15 protein-coding genes are annotated in these 17,745 nt (G+C 65.2%); 7 read left to right on the top strand and 8 right to left on the bottom strand.

Annotated features, from left to right (window positions below):
* The first annotated feature begins 18 nt into the window (after nucleotides 1-18).
* Both lipA and FNV92_RS18820 read left to right on the top strand, forming a co-directional pair.
* A complete protein-coding gene (lipA, locus tag FNV92_RS18825; protein WP_143845138.1) occupies nucleotides 19-975 on the top strand; it encodes a lipoyl synthase in 957 nt (318 codons plus the stop codon).
* A 6-nt stretch (nucleotides 976-981) separates the two neighbouring features.
* Nucleotides 982-1,464 (top strand): type II toxin-antitoxin system RatA family toxin, encoded by a 483-nt coding sequence (locus tag FNV92_RS18820; RefSeq protein WP_015686192.1) that lies wholly within the window; start codon nucleotides 982-984, stop codon nucleotides 1,462-1,464.
* Here FNV92_RS18820 and FNV92_RS18815 read toward each other — a convergent pair whose 3' ends face one another.
* The 8 genes from FNV92_RS18815 to FNV92_RS18780 all read right to left on the bottom strand — a co-directional run bounded on the left by FNV92_RS18815 (nucleotide 1,465) and on the right by FNV92_RS18780 (nucleotide 9,302).
* Nucleotides 1,465-2,280: a c-type cytochrome gene (locus FNV92_RS18815; protein WP_168213647.1), complete on the bottom strand. Its 816-nt coding sequence runs from the start codon at nucleotides 2,278-2,280 to the stop codon at nucleotides 1,465-1,467.
* Nucleotides 2,280-3,902: a b(o/a)3-type cytochrome-c oxidase subunit 1 gene (locus tag FNV92_RS18810; protein ID WP_143845142.1), complete on the bottom strand. Its 1,623-nt coding sequence runs from the start codon at nucleotides 3,900-3,902 to the stop codon at nucleotides 2,280-2,282. The genes FNV92_RS18815 and FNV92_RS18810 overlap by 1 nt, the downstream gene beginning before the upstream one ends.
* The gene (locus FNV92_RS18805; protein ID WP_143845144.1) at nucleotides 3,889-4,452 is read right to left on the bottom strand and encodes a cupredoxin domain-containing protein; all 564 of its coding nucleotides are present in this window, start codon (nucleotides 4,450-4,452) and stop codon (nucleotides 3,889-3,891) included. Before FNV92_RS18805 ends, FNV92_RS18810 begins: the two co-directional genes overlap by 14 nt.
* Nucleotides 4,449-4,625, bottom strand: coding sequence for a hypothetical protein (locus FNV92_RS18800; protein WP_014495343.1), 177 nt, complete (start codon nucleotides 4,623-4,625; stop codon nucleotides 4,449-4,451). Before FNV92_RS18800 ends, FNV92_RS18805 begins: the two co-directional genes overlap by 4 nt.
* A gap of 19 nt (nucleotides 4,626-4,644) precedes the next feature.
* The gene (locus FNV92_RS18795) at nucleotides 4,645-5,886 is read right to left on the bottom strand and encodes a cytochrome c (RefSeq protein WP_143845146.1); all 1,242 of its coding nucleotides are present in this window, start codon (nucleotides 5,884-5,886) and stop codon (nucleotides 4,645-4,647) included.
* Between the two features lie 8 nt (nucleotides 5,887-5,894).
* On the bottom strand, nucleotides 5,895-6,602 hold the full coding sequence (locus FNV92_RS18790) for a c-type cytochrome (RefSeq protein ID WP_143845148.1): 708 nt from the start codon (nucleotides 6,600-6,602) through the stop codon (nucleotides 5,895-5,897).
* A 906-nt stretch (nucleotides 6,603-7,508) separates the two neighbouring features.
* Complete coding sequence (locus tag FNV92_RS18785; RefSeq protein ID WP_143845150.1) at nucleotides 7,509-8,117, bottom strand: CinA family protein; 609 nt, start codon at nucleotides 8,115-8,117, stop codon at nucleotides 7,509-7,511.
* Between the two features lie 3 nt (nucleotides 8,118-8,120).
* Entirely contained in the window at nucleotides 8,121-9,302 is a 1,182-nt protein-coding gene (locus tag FNV92_RS18780; protein WP_143845152.1) for a bifunctional 2-C-methyl-D-erythritol 4-phosphate cytidylyltransferase/2-C-methyl-D-erythritol 2,4-cyclodiphosphate synthase, read from the bottom strand.
* Nucleotides 9,303-9,583: 281 nt separating this feature from the next.
* Here FNV92_RS18780 and dusB point away from each other — a divergent pair, with 281 nt between their 5' ends.
* The 5 genes from dusB to ntrX all read left to right on the top strand — a co-directional run bounded on the left by dusB (nucleotide 9,584) and on the right by ntrX (nucleotide 17,510).
* Nucleotides 9,584-10,585 (top strand): tRNA dihydrouridine synthase DusB, encoded by a 1,002-nt coding sequence (gene dusB, locus FNV92_RS18775; RefSeq protein WP_186355537.1) that lies wholly within the window; start codon nucleotides 9,584-9,586, stop codon nucleotides 10,583-10,585.
* Complete coding sequence (locus FNV92_RS18770; RefSeq protein WP_015686182.1) at nucleotides 10,582-11,757, top strand: two-component system sensor histidine kinase NtrB; 1,176 nt, start codon at nucleotides 10,582-10,584, stop codon at nucleotides 11,755-11,757. The genes dusB and FNV92_RS18770 overlap by 4 nt, the downstream gene beginning before the upstream one ends.
* A 9-nt stretch (nucleotides 11,758-11,766) precedes the next feature.
* A complete protein-coding gene (gene ntrC / locus FNV92_RS18765; RefSeq protein ID WP_015686181.1) occupies nucleotides 11,767-13,209 on the top strand; it encodes a nitrogen regulation protein NR(I) in 1,443 nt (480 codons plus the stop codon).
* 519 nt (nucleotides 13,210-13,728) lie between these two features.
* Nucleotides 13,729-16,122, top strand: a complete 2,394-nt coding sequence (locus FNV92_RS18760) for a sensor histidine kinase (protein WP_143845154.1) — start codon at nucleotides 13,729-13,731, stop codon at nucleotides 16,120-16,122.
* 17 nt (nucleotides 16,123-16,139) lie between these two features.
* Nucleotides 16,140-17,510, top strand: coding sequence for a nitrogen assimilation response regulator NtrX (ntrX, locus tag FNV92_RS18755; RefSeq protein WP_015686179.1), 1,371 nt, complete (start codon nucleotides 16,140-16,142; stop codon nucleotides 17,508-17,510).
* Nucleotides 17,511-17,745: the final 235 nt, after the last annotated feature.

Here is a 17,745-nt window from a genome sequence, read left to right as displayed (position 1 = left end):
GAACAGACCGGACACCCCATGGTCGTTATTGTCGACACTATCTCGAACCCGTTGCGCCCGCGTCACCCCGAAAAGGTGAATCGCCCCGATTCCGCTTCGCCGCCGAAGCCGGACTGGATTCGCGTGCGCGCGCCCAACACCCGCGGCTATGCCGACACCCGCAACATCGTGCGCGCCAACGGCCTGCACACGGTGTGCGAGGAGGCGGGCTGCCCGAACATCGGCGAGTGCTGGGACAAGAAGCACGCGACCTTCATGATCATGGGTGACACCTGCACCCGTGCCTGCGCCTTCTGCAACGTCAAGACCGGCCTGCCCAATGCACTGGATGCGGCCGAGCCGCAGAACGTCGCCGAGGCCGTCGCCAAGCTGGGCCTCGCCCACGTCGTCATCACCTCGGTCGACCGCGATGATCTCGCCGATGGCGGCGCCGAGCACTTTGCGCAGACCATCCGCGCGATCCGCGCCGCGTGTCCCTCGACCACGATCGAGATTCTGACGCCTGACTTCCTGCGCAAGGAGGGGGCGCTCGAGGTCGTCGTCGCGGCGAGGCCCGACGTCTTCAACCACAATCTGGAGACCGTGCCGTCGTGCTATCTCACGGTGCGGCCGGGCGCGCGCTACTTCCATTCGATCCGGCTGTTGCAGCGGGTCAAGGAGCTTGATCCCACCATCTTCACCAAGTCCGGCATCATGGTCGGCCTCGGCGAGGAGCGCCACGAGGTGCAGCAGGTGATGGACGATCTGCGGTCGGCCGACGTCGATTTCCTCACCATCGGGCAATATCTGCAGCCGACCCGCAAGCACCACGCCGTGATGCGCTACGTGCCGCCGGACGAGTTTTCGTCCTACGAGAAGATCGCCTACACCAAGGGCTTCCTGATGGTGTCGGCGAGCCCGCTCACCCGCTCGTCGCATCATGCCGGCGAGGACTTTGCGAGACTCAAGGCCGCTCGGGCAGCTAACGCCCGCTGAACCGCCATGCCCAAATTTTCGAGCAAGCGCCGTGTCAATCACAGCGCATCCAAGATGTTTGATCTGGTCGCCGACGTCGAGCGCTACCCGGAGTTCGTGCCGCTGTGCAGCGCGCTGAAGGTGCGTCAGCGGATGGCGAAGCCTGACGGCACCGAGGTGCTGGTCGCCGACATGACGGTGTCGTTCAAGCTGGTCAAGGAGTCCTTCACCAGCCGCGTGACGCTCGACCGCGCCAATCTGAAGATCCTGGTCGAATATCTGCAAGGTCCGTTCAGCAACCTCGAAAACCGCTGGACGTTCGAGCCCAAGGGCCAACAGGAGGGTGGGGATGTCTGCGACGTCGGCTTCTTCCTCGCCTATGAGTTCAAGAGCCGCATGCTGGCGATGCTGATGGGCTCGATGTTCGATGCCGCCTTCGCGCGGTTTTCCACCGCGTTCGAGAAGCGGGCGGATGCGATCTACGGCCGGCCGAAGCTGGCGTCGTCCTGATCAATCCACCGCCTTCACCACGTCCGGCGGCTGCGAGGCGTAGTAAGCCGCGGCTGCCTCGATTTCCTGCGGTGTCATCGCACGTGCGATGTTGCGCATCTGCTGGCTGATGTCGTTGCGGCGCTCGCCGGACGCGAAGGCCTGGAGCTGCACCTTCATGTAGGCCTCGGACTGCCCCTCCAGCCACGGACTGCCGGTCTTGTTGTCGAGGCTGCCATGGCAGGCGCCGCAGGGCGCAATGCCGCGCATCGGCGCGCCGTAGATGACGATGTTGGGTTTCGGCAGAAGCGGCGTCGGGTGATAGGCGGGCAGCCTCGGCAAATAGGCGTAGTAGTTCGACAGATCGGCGATCTCCTCGTCCGTCAGGTTCACGGCGAACGGTGACATCACGGCATTGCTGCGCGCGCCGGAGCGGAAATCGTGCAGCTCCTTGTAGATCACGGCGGCATACTGGCCGGCGAGATTAGGCGAGTCCGCGCGGCTGATGCCGGTCGGGCCGTGGCAGATGGCGCAGCGCTGCGCCAGCGTGGCGCCGCGGCCGATCGCCTCCTGGCTCGGACGCGCCAGCGTGCGCGAGGTCAGCACGACCTCGGACAGGCGTTTTGCCTGTTCGGGCGCCTTCACATTCGCCGCGCGCTGCGGCACGCCGGCGGCGCTGCAGATCGCATCCCAGACATTGGCGAACTGCACCCAAGGCTGAGCGAAGGGCAGCACGATGAAGCCGACAATCGCCGTGATGATCAGGATCGCAGTGGTGATGCCGACTCCAATCCGAAAATGGCTGTTGCGGAGGGTGAAGAGGTCGCGCGTGCTCATCACTGCGCTCCCACGTAGACGGCGGGTACCGAGGTGCCTTCACTCAACGCCAGATTCAGGATCGGGTAGCCGTAATTGGTGATGGTGAGGGCGATCATCAGCGCCACCCACAGGGCGTGCGTATTGAGCGCGACCGGAACGGTGACTGGTTGATGCACGGCCAGCGCAAAGCGGTACGGCCCGGCCTCGGTCTGGGGCGCTCGCATGCCGCGCGCCAGGATGACGATGAACATGATGCCCGACGCCAGCAAAATAAAGCCGCCGAAAGCAGAGAGGGTGACGGAGAGCGCCTGCGGCGCGATGGCGGGATCGCCGAAGTCGAAATAGGCCATGCGACGCGGCATGCCCAGAATGCCGACCCAGTGCCACGGGAACGTCGTGACGACCATGCCAACGAACCACAGCCAGAGCTGGGTGCGCATCAGGCGAAGGTCGATCAGCTCGCGGCCCGTCAAATGCGGCCACAGATCATAGGCGATCGCGAAATACATGATCACGATGGCGCCGCCGAAGATCAGGTGGAAATGGCCGGTGATCCATTGCGTGTTGTGGATCGACGCGTCGAGCTGATAGCTCATGTTGATGAGGCCGCCGGCGCCGCCGAAGCCGAGCATGACGAACGAGAACGCCAGCGCCAGCATCATCGGATTGTCCCAGGGCAGGGCCTTGATCCAGCCAAACAGGCCGTGGCCGCCGCGGAGCCGCGCGGCGATCTCGACCGACGCGCAGATCGTGAACACCGTCAGCAGGGTCGGCAGCGCGACCAGCGCGGTGAAGGCCGAATGGATGAACTTGAAGCCGGCGCCGACCATTGGATCGGCAAAGGTGTGGTGCATGCCGATCGGCATCGCCACCACCAGGAACAGTATAAAGGAGATCCGCGCCATGCTGTCGGAATAGACCCGGCCGCCGATCGCGCGCGGCACGATGGTGTAATAGGCAATGTAGGTCGGCATCAGCCAGAAATAGACGATGGCGTGAAGCGTCCAGGAGAAGAAGATGCGCGCAAGACCGGCGTCGATGGTGTTCTTCAGTCCTGCCGCGACGGGAATGATCTGGAGTAGCAGCTCGAGCGCAGCGCCGACCGCGGTCCAGGCCCACAGATAGGAGCCCGCAACATTGGCGAACATCGCCAGCGGCACCGGCGCGCCGGGATGGGCCTTTCGCCAGACGCGCAGATTGATCGACATCAGCGCGACCCAGATCCAGGAGCCAACCACCACCAGCACGACGCCGAAGTAGTAGAAGACGTTGCCGATCAGCGGCGGATAAAACGTGTAGAGCACCGAAGCACGGCCGAGCGCGATCGGGATCACGGCCATGATGCTGCCGGCAACGATCAGCCAGAATCCGGCCCAGGCCCAGCGCACGCCGACCAGGCGCTGCTCCAGCGCGGATTCGCTGATGGCATAGCCAAAGCCCATCGCCACCAGGGTCGGGAACACGTAGCCCATCACCGTACCGTGCGCGGTGAGCGAACGGTAATAGAGCTCGGGATTGGACAGCCAGGTCCCGATCGGGCTGCGAATGAACATCTGCCAGGCGCCGAGCGTCAGCGCGACGCCGAACACCGCAAAGGCAAACCAGAAATGGGCGAGGATGAGCTTCCTATTGACCAACACAGCTCAGCCTCCCGCCACCCTTCGCGCGATTGGCGAAGTCAGCCTTGTCGATCACCTTGACCTTGCCCCACATGCCCTCATGACCGAAGGAGCAAAACTCCTGGCAGGGCATCAGATAGTCGCCGGTCTTCGTAAAGCGCATCAGCTGCTCGGAGACGTAGCCCGGCACCAGCATGGTGTTCACGTTGGTGCCCTGGATCAGGATGCCGTGCACGACGTCGGCGCTGGTGGCGCGCAACGTGATCGGCGTATCGGCGGGCACCACGATGCAGGCCGGCGTAAAGGAATATTGCTGGCCGATCGCACGCACCGTGACCGCGCCATTGGCCTCCAGCACGCTGCCGAGATTGCTCTCTACGAACTCGCCGGACAGATGGATTCGCGACGGATCGATGGTCTCGACCCTTGGCTGCGGCATGGTCGCACGGTGGATGCCGGCGAAGGCCGCCAGCAGCGCCATCATGACGATGATGATCACGGCGATGGTGGCCCAGCGCCGCTCGACGCGGGCAGCGACCTCGGCGCTCGCATGGCTTTGTTCAGCGCTCATTGCAGCGATCCGCGCGGCAGAAAGACGAACAGGTAGAACGCGAGCCACATCGCGACCACGCAGGCCGTGGCGATGCCGGCGAGCACGATCGCGCCGGAGGGTCCTCGCGCGACGACCTCCTCGACGGCCTGGTCAGCGGCGGCTGGGCTGGTCGGCGGATCGGAATTGATCATGATGGCTCTCTGGCATCTCTCAGTTCAGCGGCGCGGAGCGCAGCTCGTTGGCGTCGCGCGCCGAGACCGGTGTGCCGCGATTGCCCCAGGCGGTGCGGATGTAGGAGACGACGGCGGCGACCTCGTTGTCGGAGAGGAGGCCCGCGAACGGCGGCATGCCATACGGCATCGGATTGCCCTTGGTGCCCGGCGGATAGCCGCCATTGAGCACCATGCGGATCGGGTTGACCGCCGACTGCATCTCGATCGACTGGTTGTTGGCGAGCGGCGGCCAGTGCGGCGGCTTGCCTTCGCCCTGCGTGCCGTGACAGCTCGCGCAGTTCTTGTCGTAGACGGTCTTGCCGAGACTGATCAGCAGGCTGCTCTCGGTGGTCGGCAGCGCCGAGCTCGGAGCCGGCGGCGGGGAGGGCTCCGCAATGCCCTTGAGGTACACCGCCATTGCCTTGGTGTCCTCGTCGTTGAGATATTGCAGGCTATTGTGCACGACCTCGGCCATCGGGCCGTAGACCACGCCGCGCATCGAGACGCCGGTCTGGAGCAGGTCGGTGATGTCCTTGATGCTCCAGTCGCCGAGACCGGCTTCGCGATTCGACGTGAGCGAAGGCGCGTACCAGTTCTGCATCGGGATCAGGCCGCCCTTGAAGGCGTCCGATTGCGAGGTGCCGCCGAGCGCGTTGATCGGCGAATGGCACATGCCGCAATGGCCGAGGCCTTCGACCAGATAGGCGCCGCGATTCCATTCCGCCGATTTCTTCGGATCCGGCTTGAACTCGCCCTCGCTGAAGAACAGCGTGCGCCAGCCGAGGATGAGCTGCCGATTGTCGTAGGGGAAACGCAGCTCGTGCGGCTTGTTCTTCTGGTTCACCGGCGCGATCGAGCGCAGATACGCGAAGATCGCGTCGCTGTCGGCGCGCGTGACCTTGGTGTAGGACGCGAACGGCATCGCAGGATAGATCAATCCGCCGTCCGGGAAGCGGCCGCTGTGCATGGTCTTGTAGAAGTCGTCGGCGCTCCACTTGCCGATCCCGGTCTCCGGGTCAGGCGTGATGTTGGAGGTGTAGAGCGTGCCGAACGGGGTCGGCATGGCGCGGCCGCCGGCGAACAGGCGGCCCTCCGGCGCGGTATGGCACGCGGTGCAGTCGCCGGCGCGGGCGAGATATTCACCGCGAGCGATGATGTCGGCGGCCTTTTCCTGCGCTTGCGCGACCGTGGTCAGCGCGGCGAGGGCGAGCAGCGTGATCGACAGTTTGGAGACCATCATCCGCCTCGTCAGTTAGGCTGGCTGCCGCATCCGAAGGGCAGCGCGTAGGTGCCTTTCGGAACGGGGGCCGGGTTGGCGGGTGCCGGCCGCGTCGCGAGCCAGGCTGCGACGGCGGTGACATCGGCTTCCGTCAGATGGCCGGCGACGAGCTGCATGCAGTCAGGCGACTTCGCCGTGCGCGTACCATAGCGCCATGCGCCGAGCTGGGCGCTGACATAAGCGGCGCGCAGGCCGAGCAGGCCGGGGATGCCGGGCTGCATGCCCGTCAGTCCCGGACCGTGGCAGCTCACGCAGGCCGGAATGTTGCGCCCTGCATCGCCGCTGGTCGCAAGCAGTTCGCCCTGTGCGAGGAGATCCTTGCTGACTTCGCTCGGCGCAGGCTGCGGCAGCGGCGGATGCTCGCTGGCAAAATATTCCGCCATCGCCTCCAGATAGGGATCGGGCAGGAACTCGAGCAGATAGTTCATCGGCGGGTATTTGCGCCGGCCGCTGCGGAAGGCGAGGAGCTGGTTGTAGAGATAACCGGCCGGCTTGCCGGCAAGCCGCGGGAAATAGACGTCGCTGGTGCCTTCGCCCTTGTTGCCGTGACAGGGCGTGCAGGCCTCCACCCGCGCTGCCATCGTATCCGGCGGCTGGTTGGCCGTTTGAGCGGCCGCACCATCAAAGGCGGCCAAAGTGATCATCACGACGGCGAAGGCCGCGGCGCGAGCGAACAATTTCGTCGCCCTCCAACAATGCAGGTCCGGTTGATTCCGGATCACAACGTATAGCAGCATTATTGCGCCAGTATATTCCTGCGCAAGCTGGGACGTCCGTTCTGACGTTCGGTCGCGTCGTCTACATCCGCGATCCCGATCGAATTCGACAAATTTGCGTGCTTTTTGAAAATTGGATGCAGCGCTGCGGTCTCGCGACAGCTTCTGTCCGAGTTGTTGCATATTCACGTCACCCTCAGATGCCAGAGGGCGCAGGGAAGACCGGGTGCCGGCAGACACCCGCGGTCCACTGTGCGAGGGTTGCGCTACAAGAGGCTACACAGCGGCATACAGGTGAAGCCATAACAACCGGCCTTCCCTGCGCAGTGGTTTGACGGCTTATGCCAGGCTCTCCCCGGGGAGCGATGCACTATTGCCCCCGTCGCCTTGCGGCTGCCGATGCACGCACCCGGTCGGGCGTCACACATCACCGCAACGCTTGACGCCAGCCTGCGGGCGCCAGGACCACACGGTTTTGCCGTACGCAGATCGCACCGGTCGTGTGCGCAATGGCCTTCGCTCACGGTTGCCCGCCCTGCGATGCCCGTCGCGCCGATGCTGCCTGCGTCCACCGCAGCCCACCCCACGTTTCGTGACGATCGCGATACGCCCCTCTGACCGGGGTGAGGTGAGGCATGAATACGCCAAAGCCGAATTTCGGTAAAGTGGAATATTTTCGTGCGGTGAGATTGACCCGCGACTTGTGTGTTTTGCCCGTCGGGCAACACAAGGGATCGTAGGTCCGTAGCGTGGATTAGCGGAGCGTAATCCACCAATTCTGCCGCTGCGGAGACTCAAGTAGTGGATTACGCTCGCGCCTGCGCTTCGCACAGCCGCAGGGCTGATACACCCTGCAAGATACGGGCTTCAACCCCTTGGCGATCGCGGCGGCCTGCGCTTGGCTACATGCCGGCGCGGCGAGCGCGTCACGCGAGGCCGCAGACGAGTTGCCGCGGCGGCGCGGCGCGGCTTGGTTTGGGCCGGGCCGCGGGCAAGGTCCATCAGCATGCGCAGCGCCTCGACCACCGAGCGCTGGCGCACCGCGCTACGGCCGATAGCGCCGAAACGGTGCTCGCGGTGGACGATGCGGCCATCGCGCGCGGCGACGGCAAAATGCACGAGGCCGACCGGCTTGCCGGGCGTGGCGCCGCCGGGGCCGGCAATGCCGGTGATGGCAACGGCGAGGTCGGTGCCGGCGCGCTCCAGCGCACCGATCGCCATGGCGGTTGCAGTCTCCTTGCTGACGGCGCCGAAATTGGCCAGCGTGCTCGCTTCGACGCCGAGCATCGCGCGCTTGGCATCGTTGGAATAGGTGACGAAGCCGCGGTCGATCACGTCGGACGAGCCGGGGATGTCGGTCAAGGCGCCGGCGACGAGGCCCCCGGTGCAGGACTCGGCGGTCGCGATGGTCAGCTTGCGCATCCGGCACAGGTCGAGCAGCGAGCGGGAGAGGGCGCGTGCGTCGCTGCCGGCCATGACCTAGACGCTCCAGGGCAGACGGATGGTGGCGCTCGCAGTGGCCGCAATGCCTTCCTCGCGGCCGGTGAAGCCGAGCCGCTCGCTGGTGGTCGCCTTCACCGCGACGCGGGAGATGTCGACGCCGGAGATCTCGGCGATGCGCGCGCGCATGGTGTCGCGGAGCGGGCCGATCTTCGGCCGCTCGCAGATCATCGTTACCTCGAGGTTGGCGACGCGGCCGCCGCGCTGCGTGACGCGCTCGATGGCGTATTTCAGGAACTGGTCCGACGAGGCGCCCTTCCACTTGGCATCGCTCGGCGGGAAGTGCGAGCCGATGTCGCCATCGGCCAGCGCGCCGAGGATGGCGTCGACCAGCGCATGCAGGCCGACATCGCCGTCGGAATGGGCGAGAAAACCCTTGGTGTGCGGCACGCGCACGCCGCAGATCATCAGATGGTCGCCCTCGCCGAAGGCATGAACGTCGTAGCCCGTGCCGGTCCTGATGTCGCCGAGCAGGCTGGCCAGGCGCGCTTCCTCGCGCACGAAATCCTCGGGGGTGGTTAGCTTCATATTGGCAACATCGCCTTCAAAGGTTGCAACCGTCAATCCCGCCCATTCGGCAATCGCGGCATCGTCGGTGAAATCGCTGCGACCGTCCCTGGCCGCGCGACGATGCGCTTCGAGAATGACATCGAAACGAAAGGATTGCGGCGTCTGCGCGATGCGCAGGCGCGCGCGATCCGGCGTGTCCTCGACATTGCCGTTCTCGCCGGTGACCTTGATGGTGTCGGTGACTGCGACGGCGGGGATCGCCGCGCCGGTTCGGCTTGCCGCCTCGATCGCGCGCGAGATCAACCCTTGGGAGACGAAGGGCCGCGCGGCGTCGTGGATCAGGACGATGTCCGGCTTATGTTTGACGAGCGCTTCCAGGCCCGCGAGCACCGAGGCTTGGCGCGTTGCGCCGCCATGGGTCGGCGCCTCGTGCTTCAATCCTGTGACCGCTGCCGTGAACATGGCGCTGTCATCGGGATTCAGCACGGGCTGCACCGCGAACACATCGGGATGGCGGCTGAACGCTTCCATGGCACGATAGATCACGGGCACGCCGCCGATCGTCCGATATTGCTTCGGCCCGCCGGCGCCCGCGCGCAGGCCGCGTCCGGCTGCGACGAGAACGACTGCGGTGCGCTCTGATTTCGCCATAGGACTCAAATACTCAGCTGATGATGGAGAGAGTCGGGTGTGGGTGATGACCGGCATGCCTCTAGCACGGCAGACACGCAAAAAAAGGGGGTTTCCCCGGATTGTGGGAAACAGCATTTTGCTGCACTGCACTTGAAAGATTTGCAGAACTGTCTAAACTGTAGGCATGACGCTTGACTGCACAAGAATTGTGCGCAAGATAGATCATGGCAGGCGCGATGAAGCCCTGCCTAGTCAACGAGACCCCTGTGACCGGCTCGGCAATATCCGGCTCTAAGCCGTTGAAAATAGGCGATATCGACGTCGCCACCCCGGTCTTCCTGGCACCCATGTCGGGGGTGACGGACTCGCCCGTCCGCAGGCTCGCAGCCGAGCTCGGGGCCGGTCTGGTCGTATCCGAAATGACCGCCAGTGACGAGCTCGCCAACGGCCATCGGATGTCCCGGTTGCGTTGCGAAGCGACCGGAATCGGTTCGCACGTGGTTCAACTAGCCGGTTGCGAGACGCGTTGGATGGCGGAAGGCGCCCGGATCGCCGAAGCCGAAGGCGCCGACATCATCGATATCAACATGGGCTGTCCGGCCCGCCACGTCACCGGCGGCCAGTCCGGCTCGGCCCTGATGCGGGATCTCGACCATGCCGTCAGCCTGGTCGAGGCGACGATCGCGGCGGTGAAGGTGCCGGTGACGCTGAAGATGCGGCTCGGCTGGGACGACCGCAGCCGCAACGCGCCGGAGCTGGCGCGCCGCGCCGAGGCCGCCGGCATCAAGCTCGTCACCGTGCACGGCCGCACCCGCTGCCAGTTCTACAAGGGCGAGGCCGATTGGGACGCGATCCGCGCGGTGCGCGACGCCATCTCCATTCCGCTCGTGGTCAACGGTGACATTACGTCTTACGAGAAGGCGATCGCGGCGCTCGAGGCCTCCGGCGCGGATGCCGTGATGATCGGCCGTGGCGCCAATGGCCAGCCCTGGCTGCCGGGCCAGATCGGCCGCCGCCTGAAGGGCGGGGCGGCGGAAGCGACGCCGTCGCTGGAAACACAGTTGCACTACGTCCGGACGCTCTACGAGGGGGTCTGCGCACTCTACGGCCTGCGCGTTGGGCTGCGGCACGCACGCAAACATCTCGGCTGGGCGCTCGACGTCGCTGCCGATGCGAGTGGTGCGCCGGTCGAGAAGCTGAAGCGATGGCGCCAGGCAATCCTCACGTCGGAGGATCCGCGCCGCGTCCACCAGTCACTGCAAGATGCCTTCGACGACTTCGCATGGAGCGCTGCTGCATGAGCTCAGCTGCTGAACATCGTCGGCCGATACCGTCCGACAGCGACGCGATCCTGGATGCCTTGCCCAATCCGGTCCTGCTGATCGGGCCGGACGGCAAGATCGTCGGCGCCAACATCGCCACCGAAGCCTTCTTCGACATTTCGACGCAATTCCTGAAGCGGCAGTCGCTGAAAGAGCTGGTGCCGTTCGGCAGCCCGTTGCTGGCGCTGATCGACCAGGTGCGCTCGTCGAATTCGCCGGTCAACGAATACAAGGTCGATCTTGGCACGCCGCGCATGGGCGGTGACCGCCAGGTCGACCTGCATGTCGCCCCGCTCACCGAGCGCCCGGGCCATATCGTGGTTATGCTGCAGGAGCGCTCCATCGCCGACAAGATGGATCGCCAGCTCACCCATCGCAGCGCCGCCCGCTCGGTGATCGCGCTGGCGGCGATGCTGGCGCACGAGATCAAGAACCCGCTGTCGGGCATCCGCGGCGCGGCGCAGCTGCTGGAGCAGCAGGCCTCGTCCGAGGACCGCATGCTGACGCGGCTGATCTGCGACGAGGCCGACCGCATCGTGACGCTGGTCGACCGCATGGAGGTGTTCGGCGATGAGCGCCCCGTGGTGCGCGGCCCCGTCAACATCCATTCCGTGCTCGATCACGTGAAGCGGCTGGCGCAGTCGGGCTTTGCCCGCAACATCCGCTTCGTCGAGGATTACGATCCTTCGCTGCCGCCGGTGCTGGCGAACCAGGACCAGCTCATCCAGGTGTTCCTCAATCTCGTGAAGAACGCCGCCGAAGCGCTGATCGACGTTCCCGACGGCGAGATCCAGCTTACCACCGCGTTCCGGCCCGGCGTGCGCCTGTCAGTCCCCGGTCAAAAATCCCGTGTATCCCTGCCGCTCGAATTCTGCGTGAGGGACAATGGACCAGGCGTGCCGGACGATCTTCTGCCCAACCTGTTCGATCCCTTCGTGACCACCAAGCAAACCGGCTCCGGCCTGGGTCTTGCACTGGTCGCCAAGATCGTCGGCGATCACGGGGGCATCATCGAATGCGAATCTCAGCCGCGCAAAACCACCTTCCGCGTGCTGATGCCGATGTATTCCACATCGGTGAAACATGCCGATCACAGCAGTCGCGACGGCTCTGCCGGGAAGTCGTCGTCTGCATCTCAGGGGGCAAAATGAGGATTAACAATGCCCGCAGGTAGCATTCTCGTAGCTGATGACGATACCGCCATCCGCACGGTTCTCAACCAGGCTCTGTCCCGCGCCGGCTATGAAGTCCGGCTCACCGGCAATGCCGCAACGCTGTGGCGCTGGGTCAGCCAGGGGGAGGGCGATCTGGTCATCACCGACGTGGTGATGCCGGATGAAAACGCCTTCGACCTGCTGCCGCGGATCAAGAAGATGCGGCCGAATCTGCCTGTCATCGTCATGAGCGCGCAGAACACCTTCATGACGGCGATCCGGGCCTCCGAGCGCGGAGCGTACGAATATCTGCCAAAGCCCTTCGACCTGAAGGAGCTGATCGCCATCGTCGGCCGCGCGCTCGCCGAGCCGAAAGAGCGGACCACGACGCCGGACGAAGACGCCGAGATGGAGGCGATCCCGCTGGTCGGCCGCTCGCCGGCGATGCAGGAAATCTACCGCGTGCTCGCGCGGCTGATGCAGACCGACCTCACCGTGATGATCACGGGCGAGTCCGGCACCGGCAAGGAGCTGGTGGCGCGCGCGCTGCACGATTACGGCAAGCGCCGCAACGGCCCGTTCGTCGCCGTCAACATGGCGGCGATCCCGCGAGATCTCATCGAGTCCGAACTGTTCGGCCATGAGCGCGGCGCCTTCACGGGTGCCAACACCCGCGCCTCCGGCCGGTTCGAACAGGCCGAGGGCGGCACGCTGTTCCTCGACGAGATCGGCGACATGCCGATGGAGGCGCAGACCCGCCTGCTGCGCGTGCTGCAGCAGGGCGAATACACCACCGTCGGCGGCCGCACCCCGATCAAGACCGATGTGCGGATCGTCGCGGCCTCCAACAAGGATCTGCGCGTCCTGATCCAGCAGGGTCTGTTCCGCGAAGATCTGTTCTTCCGCCTCAACGTCGTGCCGCTGCGGCTGCCGCCGCTGCGTGAGCGCATCGAGGACCTGCCCGATCTCATCCGCCACTTCTTCACGCTGGCCGAGAAGGACGGCCTGCCGCCGAAAAAGCTCGACGCGCTGGCGTTGGAGCGGATGAAGCAGCACCGCTGGCCCGGCAACGTGCGCGAGCTCGAAAACCTCGCGCGACGTCTCGCCGCGCTTTATCCGCAGGACGTGATCACGGCCTCGGTCATCGACGGCGAGCTCGCACCGCCTTCGGTCAGCCCGGGCGCCGCGGTCCAGCAGGGCGTCGACAATCTCGGCGGCGCGGTGGAGGCCTATCTGTCCTCGCACTTCCAGGGCTTTCCGAACGGCGTGCCGCCGCCGGGCCTCTATCACCGCATTCTGAAGGAGATCGAGGTGCCGCTTCTCACGGCCGCGCTCGCGGCCACCCGCGGCAACCAGATCCGCGCAGCCGATCTGCTCGGCCTCAACCGCAACACGCTGCGGAAGAAGATCCGGGATCTCGATATCCAGGTGTATCGGAGCGGGGGCTAATCTACCGCGACAAACGCTGAACGCGTTTGCTCGGAGGTGGCTCAGCTCCCCCTACCAAAGGTGAGCTGAGCCTGTCCGGATCGCGCTGGCCAGTTTGGCTGACGCGGTGGTCAGAAGTCCTGATCGGGCTGAAATGTTCCGCAAGGACACAGGTTTTGGTCATGGGGCCACAGGGCGCGATGTCGCGCTCATCTGACAAGGCGGCTTGATGCTGGCTGCGCGGCGACAATGTTTGCCGTCGGCTCGCTCAGGCCGGGCCCGTTAACAAGCAGGCCCGCCGCTGCGATCAGCAGCAGAACCGCAGACACCATCATTGCAAGGAAGAACCTGTCCATGCGGGGTCAAGCCGCGGGAGCGGAAAACCGTTCCCGCCGGCGAGCTCTGCTGTGACCGGCCTGTGGATGCACGGGTCCATCGGGGCCCGGACGCCGCGGAATTGTCGCAATTCGGCAACAATGTGGTACGAATACATCAGTATCCGCCCGCAGCGGACCCAGTTTTTCAGCACCCATTGCCGGAATGACCAGCGCAGACACCTCGGCCGCATCCTTTGACACGGCCCCAGCGGAAGAGCCCCGGCGCTGGTCGGTGCGACGCTGGCTGGCGCCGTTCGCCGTGGCGCTGGCGATGCTGTCGGCGCTGCTGACCTTCGTGGTCCTGACCGGCCTCACCCGGATCGATCCGACGCCCGAGGTGGTCCGCTCGTTCTACCTGCTCAATGCGGGCTCGATCCTGCTGCTGGTCGGGATCATCGTCCGCGAGCTCTGGCAGCTGATTTTGGCGCGGCGGCGGGGAAGGGCCGCGGCCCGCCTGCACGTCCAGATCGTCAGCCTGTTCTCGATCGTGGCGGTGTTGCCGGCGGTGCTGGTGGCCGTCGTCGCCAACGTCACGCTCGAGCGCGGCCTCGACCGGCTGTTCTCCGGGCCGACCAAGGAGGTGATCCAGAATTCGCTGACGATCGCGCGGGCCTACATGCAGGACCATGCGCAGCTGATCCGCGGCGACATTCTCGGCATGGCCAACGACATCGCCCACGCCCGGCCGCTCTATGACCAGGATCGCCGCTCGTTTCGCGAGTTGCTGGCGGCCAGCGCCAGCTCCCGCAATTTGCCGGGCGCGATGATCATCGACAAGGACACCAACATCCTGGAATCCGCCGATACCGGCATGCGGCTGGCCTATTCGCCGCCGGCGCCGGACTTCCTCAGCAACGTCAACGAATCCGAGCCCGAGATCGCGGTGCTGCCGGACGCGAGCTTCGTCGCCGCCGTCATCCGCCTGCGCGCCTTCAGCGACACCTTCCTCTATGTCGCCCGTCCGCTCGACCCGAACGTCGTCAACCAGCTCAAGCAGACCGAGGTGAGCGTCGCCGAATACGCCCAGATCGAGTCGCGGCGGCTCGGCATCCAGGTCGCGTTTGCGCTGATGTTCGCGGTGATCGCGCTGACCATTCTGATGGCCTCGGTGCTGATTGGGCTGAACTTCGCCAACTCGCTGGTGGCGCCGATCCGGCGGCTGATGAACGCGGCCCACACCGTCTCCACCGGCGACCTCAATGTGAAGGTGCCGGTGCACCAGTCGGAGGGCGATCTCGCCCAGCTCGGTGAAACCTTCAACAAGATGACGCAGGAATTGCGCAGCCAGCGCGACGAGCTCGTCAATGCCAGCGACCTCATCGACAGCCGCCGCCGCTTCATCGAAGCGGTGCTGTCGTCCGCCAGCGCCGGCATCATCGGCGTCGACAATTCGGGCAGCGTCGGCATCCTCAATCGCTCCGCCGAGAAGCTGATCGGGCACTCCGAAGCGGAGACGCTCGGCCATCCTCTGTCAGACGTGCTGCCCGAGCTCGACGAGATGATGAAGACGGCGCGGGAGGGGACCCAGCGCCTGGTGCAGGGCCAGATCACGATCACGCGCGACGGGCAGGAGCGCAACCTCTCGGTCCGTGTCAGCGCCGAGAAGACCAGCCAGCCGCACGACAGCTACATCATCACGCTCGACGACATCACCGAGCTTGTATCCGCACAGCGCACGTCGGCCTGGGGGGACGTCGCGCGCCGCATCGCCCACGAGATCAAGAATCCGCTGACGCCGATCCAGCTCTCGGCCGAGCGCATCCGCCGCAAATTCGGCAAGGACATCACCGAGGCCAAGGACAAGCAGATCTTCGAGCAGTGCACCGACACCATCGTGCGCCAGGTCGACGATATCAGGCGCATGGTCGACGAGTTCTCGCGCTTCGCGCGGATGCCGAAGCCGGTGATGGAGGGCGAGGACGTCGCCGACACCGTGCGGCAGGCGGTGTTCCTGATGAAGGTCGCCCATCCCGAGATCGATATCGAGGTCGAGTTCAGGGACGATCCGCTACGCGCCCAGTTCGACCGGCGGCTGATCTCCCAGGCGGTCACCAACATCGTCAAGAACGCCACCGAGGCAATCGAGCAGGTCCCGCCGGACGAACTCGGAAAAGGCCGTATCGACGTCGTGGTCTCGCGCGAGGGCGAGGACGTGCTGATCGACGTCGTCGACAACGGCATCGGCCTGCCCAAGGTCGCGCGCTCGCGGCTGCTCGAGCCCTATGTGACGACGCGAGCCAAGGGCACCGGCCTTGGGCTTGCGATCGTCGGCCGCGTGCTGGAAGACCATGGCGGCCGCATCGAACTGAAGGATGCCTCCGACTTCCGGGATGGCCAGCGCGGTGCCTGGATGCGGATGCGCTTTGCGATCTCCGGCGCTCCTGCGAAGAGCGAGGGGCCCGAGACGGCACCGGCTGCCCGGGAGCAGGCCAAGGATACGCCGAAGCAAGCGGAATCCACCCAGGATTCGGAAACAAAAGCGCCGGCTGCCGAAACCAAGGTGCCGGCTGAAAAGACCAATGATTCAACGAAGATCGAAGCCTCAACAGGCATCTGACCAGACAGGCGCGACCCATGGCTAGTGAAATTCTGATTGTCGATGACGAGGCCGATATTCGGGATCTCGTCGCGGGCATTCTCGAAGACGAGGGGTTCGTGACCCGGACCGCGCGCGACAGCGATACGGCGCTCGCCGAGATCGCCAATCGCAGGCCGCACCTGGTGTTCCTCGACATCTGGCTGCAGGGCTCCAAGCTCGACGGCTTGCAGCTGCTGGAGCAGGTCAAGAAGGACAATGCCGACCTGCCGGTCGTGATGATCTCCGGCCACGGCAACATCGAGACCGCGGTCGCCGCGATCAAGCGCGGCGCCTATGACTTCATCGAGAAGCCGTTCAAGGCCGACCGCCTGATCCTGGTCGCCAACCGCGCGCTGGAGAACTCGCGGCTCAAGCGCGAGGTCAAGGAGCTGAAGCAGCTCGCGCCGAGCGCAAGCTCGCTGGTCGGCCGTTCGCCGAGCATGAACCAGCTGCGTCAGACCATCGACCGCGCGGCCAAGGCCAACAGCCGCATCCTGATCGTCGGTCCGGCCGGTGCCGGCAAGGAGCTCACTGCGCGCACGCTGCATATGGCCTCGGGCCGCGCCGACGGTCCGTTCGTCGTGATCAATGCCGCCGCGATCACGCCCGAGCGGATGGAGCACGAGATGTTCGGCGTCGAGCAATCCAACGGCGAGCAGGCACGCAAGCCCGGCGCGCTCGAGGAAGCGCATGGCGGCACGCTGTTCATCGACGAGATCGCGGACATGCCGCGCGAGACCCAGAACAAGATTTTGCGCGTGCTGGTCGAGCAGTCGTTCCAGCGCGTCGGCGGCACCGGCAAGGTGCAGGTCGACGTCCGCATCATCTCCTCGACCGCACGCAATCTCGAAGAGGAGATCGCGGCCGGCCATTTCCGCGAGGATCTCTATCATCGTCTCTCGGTGGTGCCGATCCGCGTGCCCGCCCTGTCGGAGCGGCGCGAGGATATCCCGGAATTGATCGACTACTTCATGGAGCAGATCTCGGCCGGCAGCGGCCTGCCCAAGCGTCAGATCGGGCAGGACGCGATGGCGGTGCTGCAATCACATGTCTGGCCCGGCAATGTGCGCCAGCTCCGCAACAACGTTGAGAGAGTCATGATTCTGGCCGCGGGTGGACCGGAGGTGATCATCACCGCCGACATGTTGCCGCAGGACGTCGGCTCGATGGTGCCGGCCATGCCGACCAGCAACAATGGCGAGCACATCATGGGACTGCCGCTACGCGAGGCGCGGGAAGTGTTCGAGCGCGACTATCTGATCGCGCAGATCAGCCGTTTTTCCGGCAATATTTCACGCACCGCCGAGTTCGTCGGGATGGAGCGCTCGGCGCTGCACCGGAAACTGAAGGCGCTCGGCGTCGGCTGACGCCGCCGGCACCTTCACATTGGGCGAGGAAAATCATCGATTTCCGTAGTTTTTCGGGGCAATAGGGCCTGGCCTGCCGCGTGAAGCGGCTTGCCTAATAACCCGACCTGTCCTCTAATCGTACCGCTGTTCCTTCCGAGGGGGATCTCATGAGGAGCGGCAACCGGAAGAGACTCCAAAACTCTCAAAAGAGGGTCGCAACCGGCGCAATAAAAAGAAACTCAAAGCGAGAAAA

The sequence above is a fragment of the Bradyrhizobium cosmicum genome (genome assembly GCF_007290395.2).
GTDB lineage: Bacteria > Pseudomonadota > Alphaproteobacteria > Rhizobiales > Xanthobacteraceae > Bradyrhizobium > Bradyrhizobium cosmicum.
The sequence above is the reverse complement of the archived record's forward strand: the minus strand, read 5'-3'. Positions and strand labels throughout refer to the sequence as shown.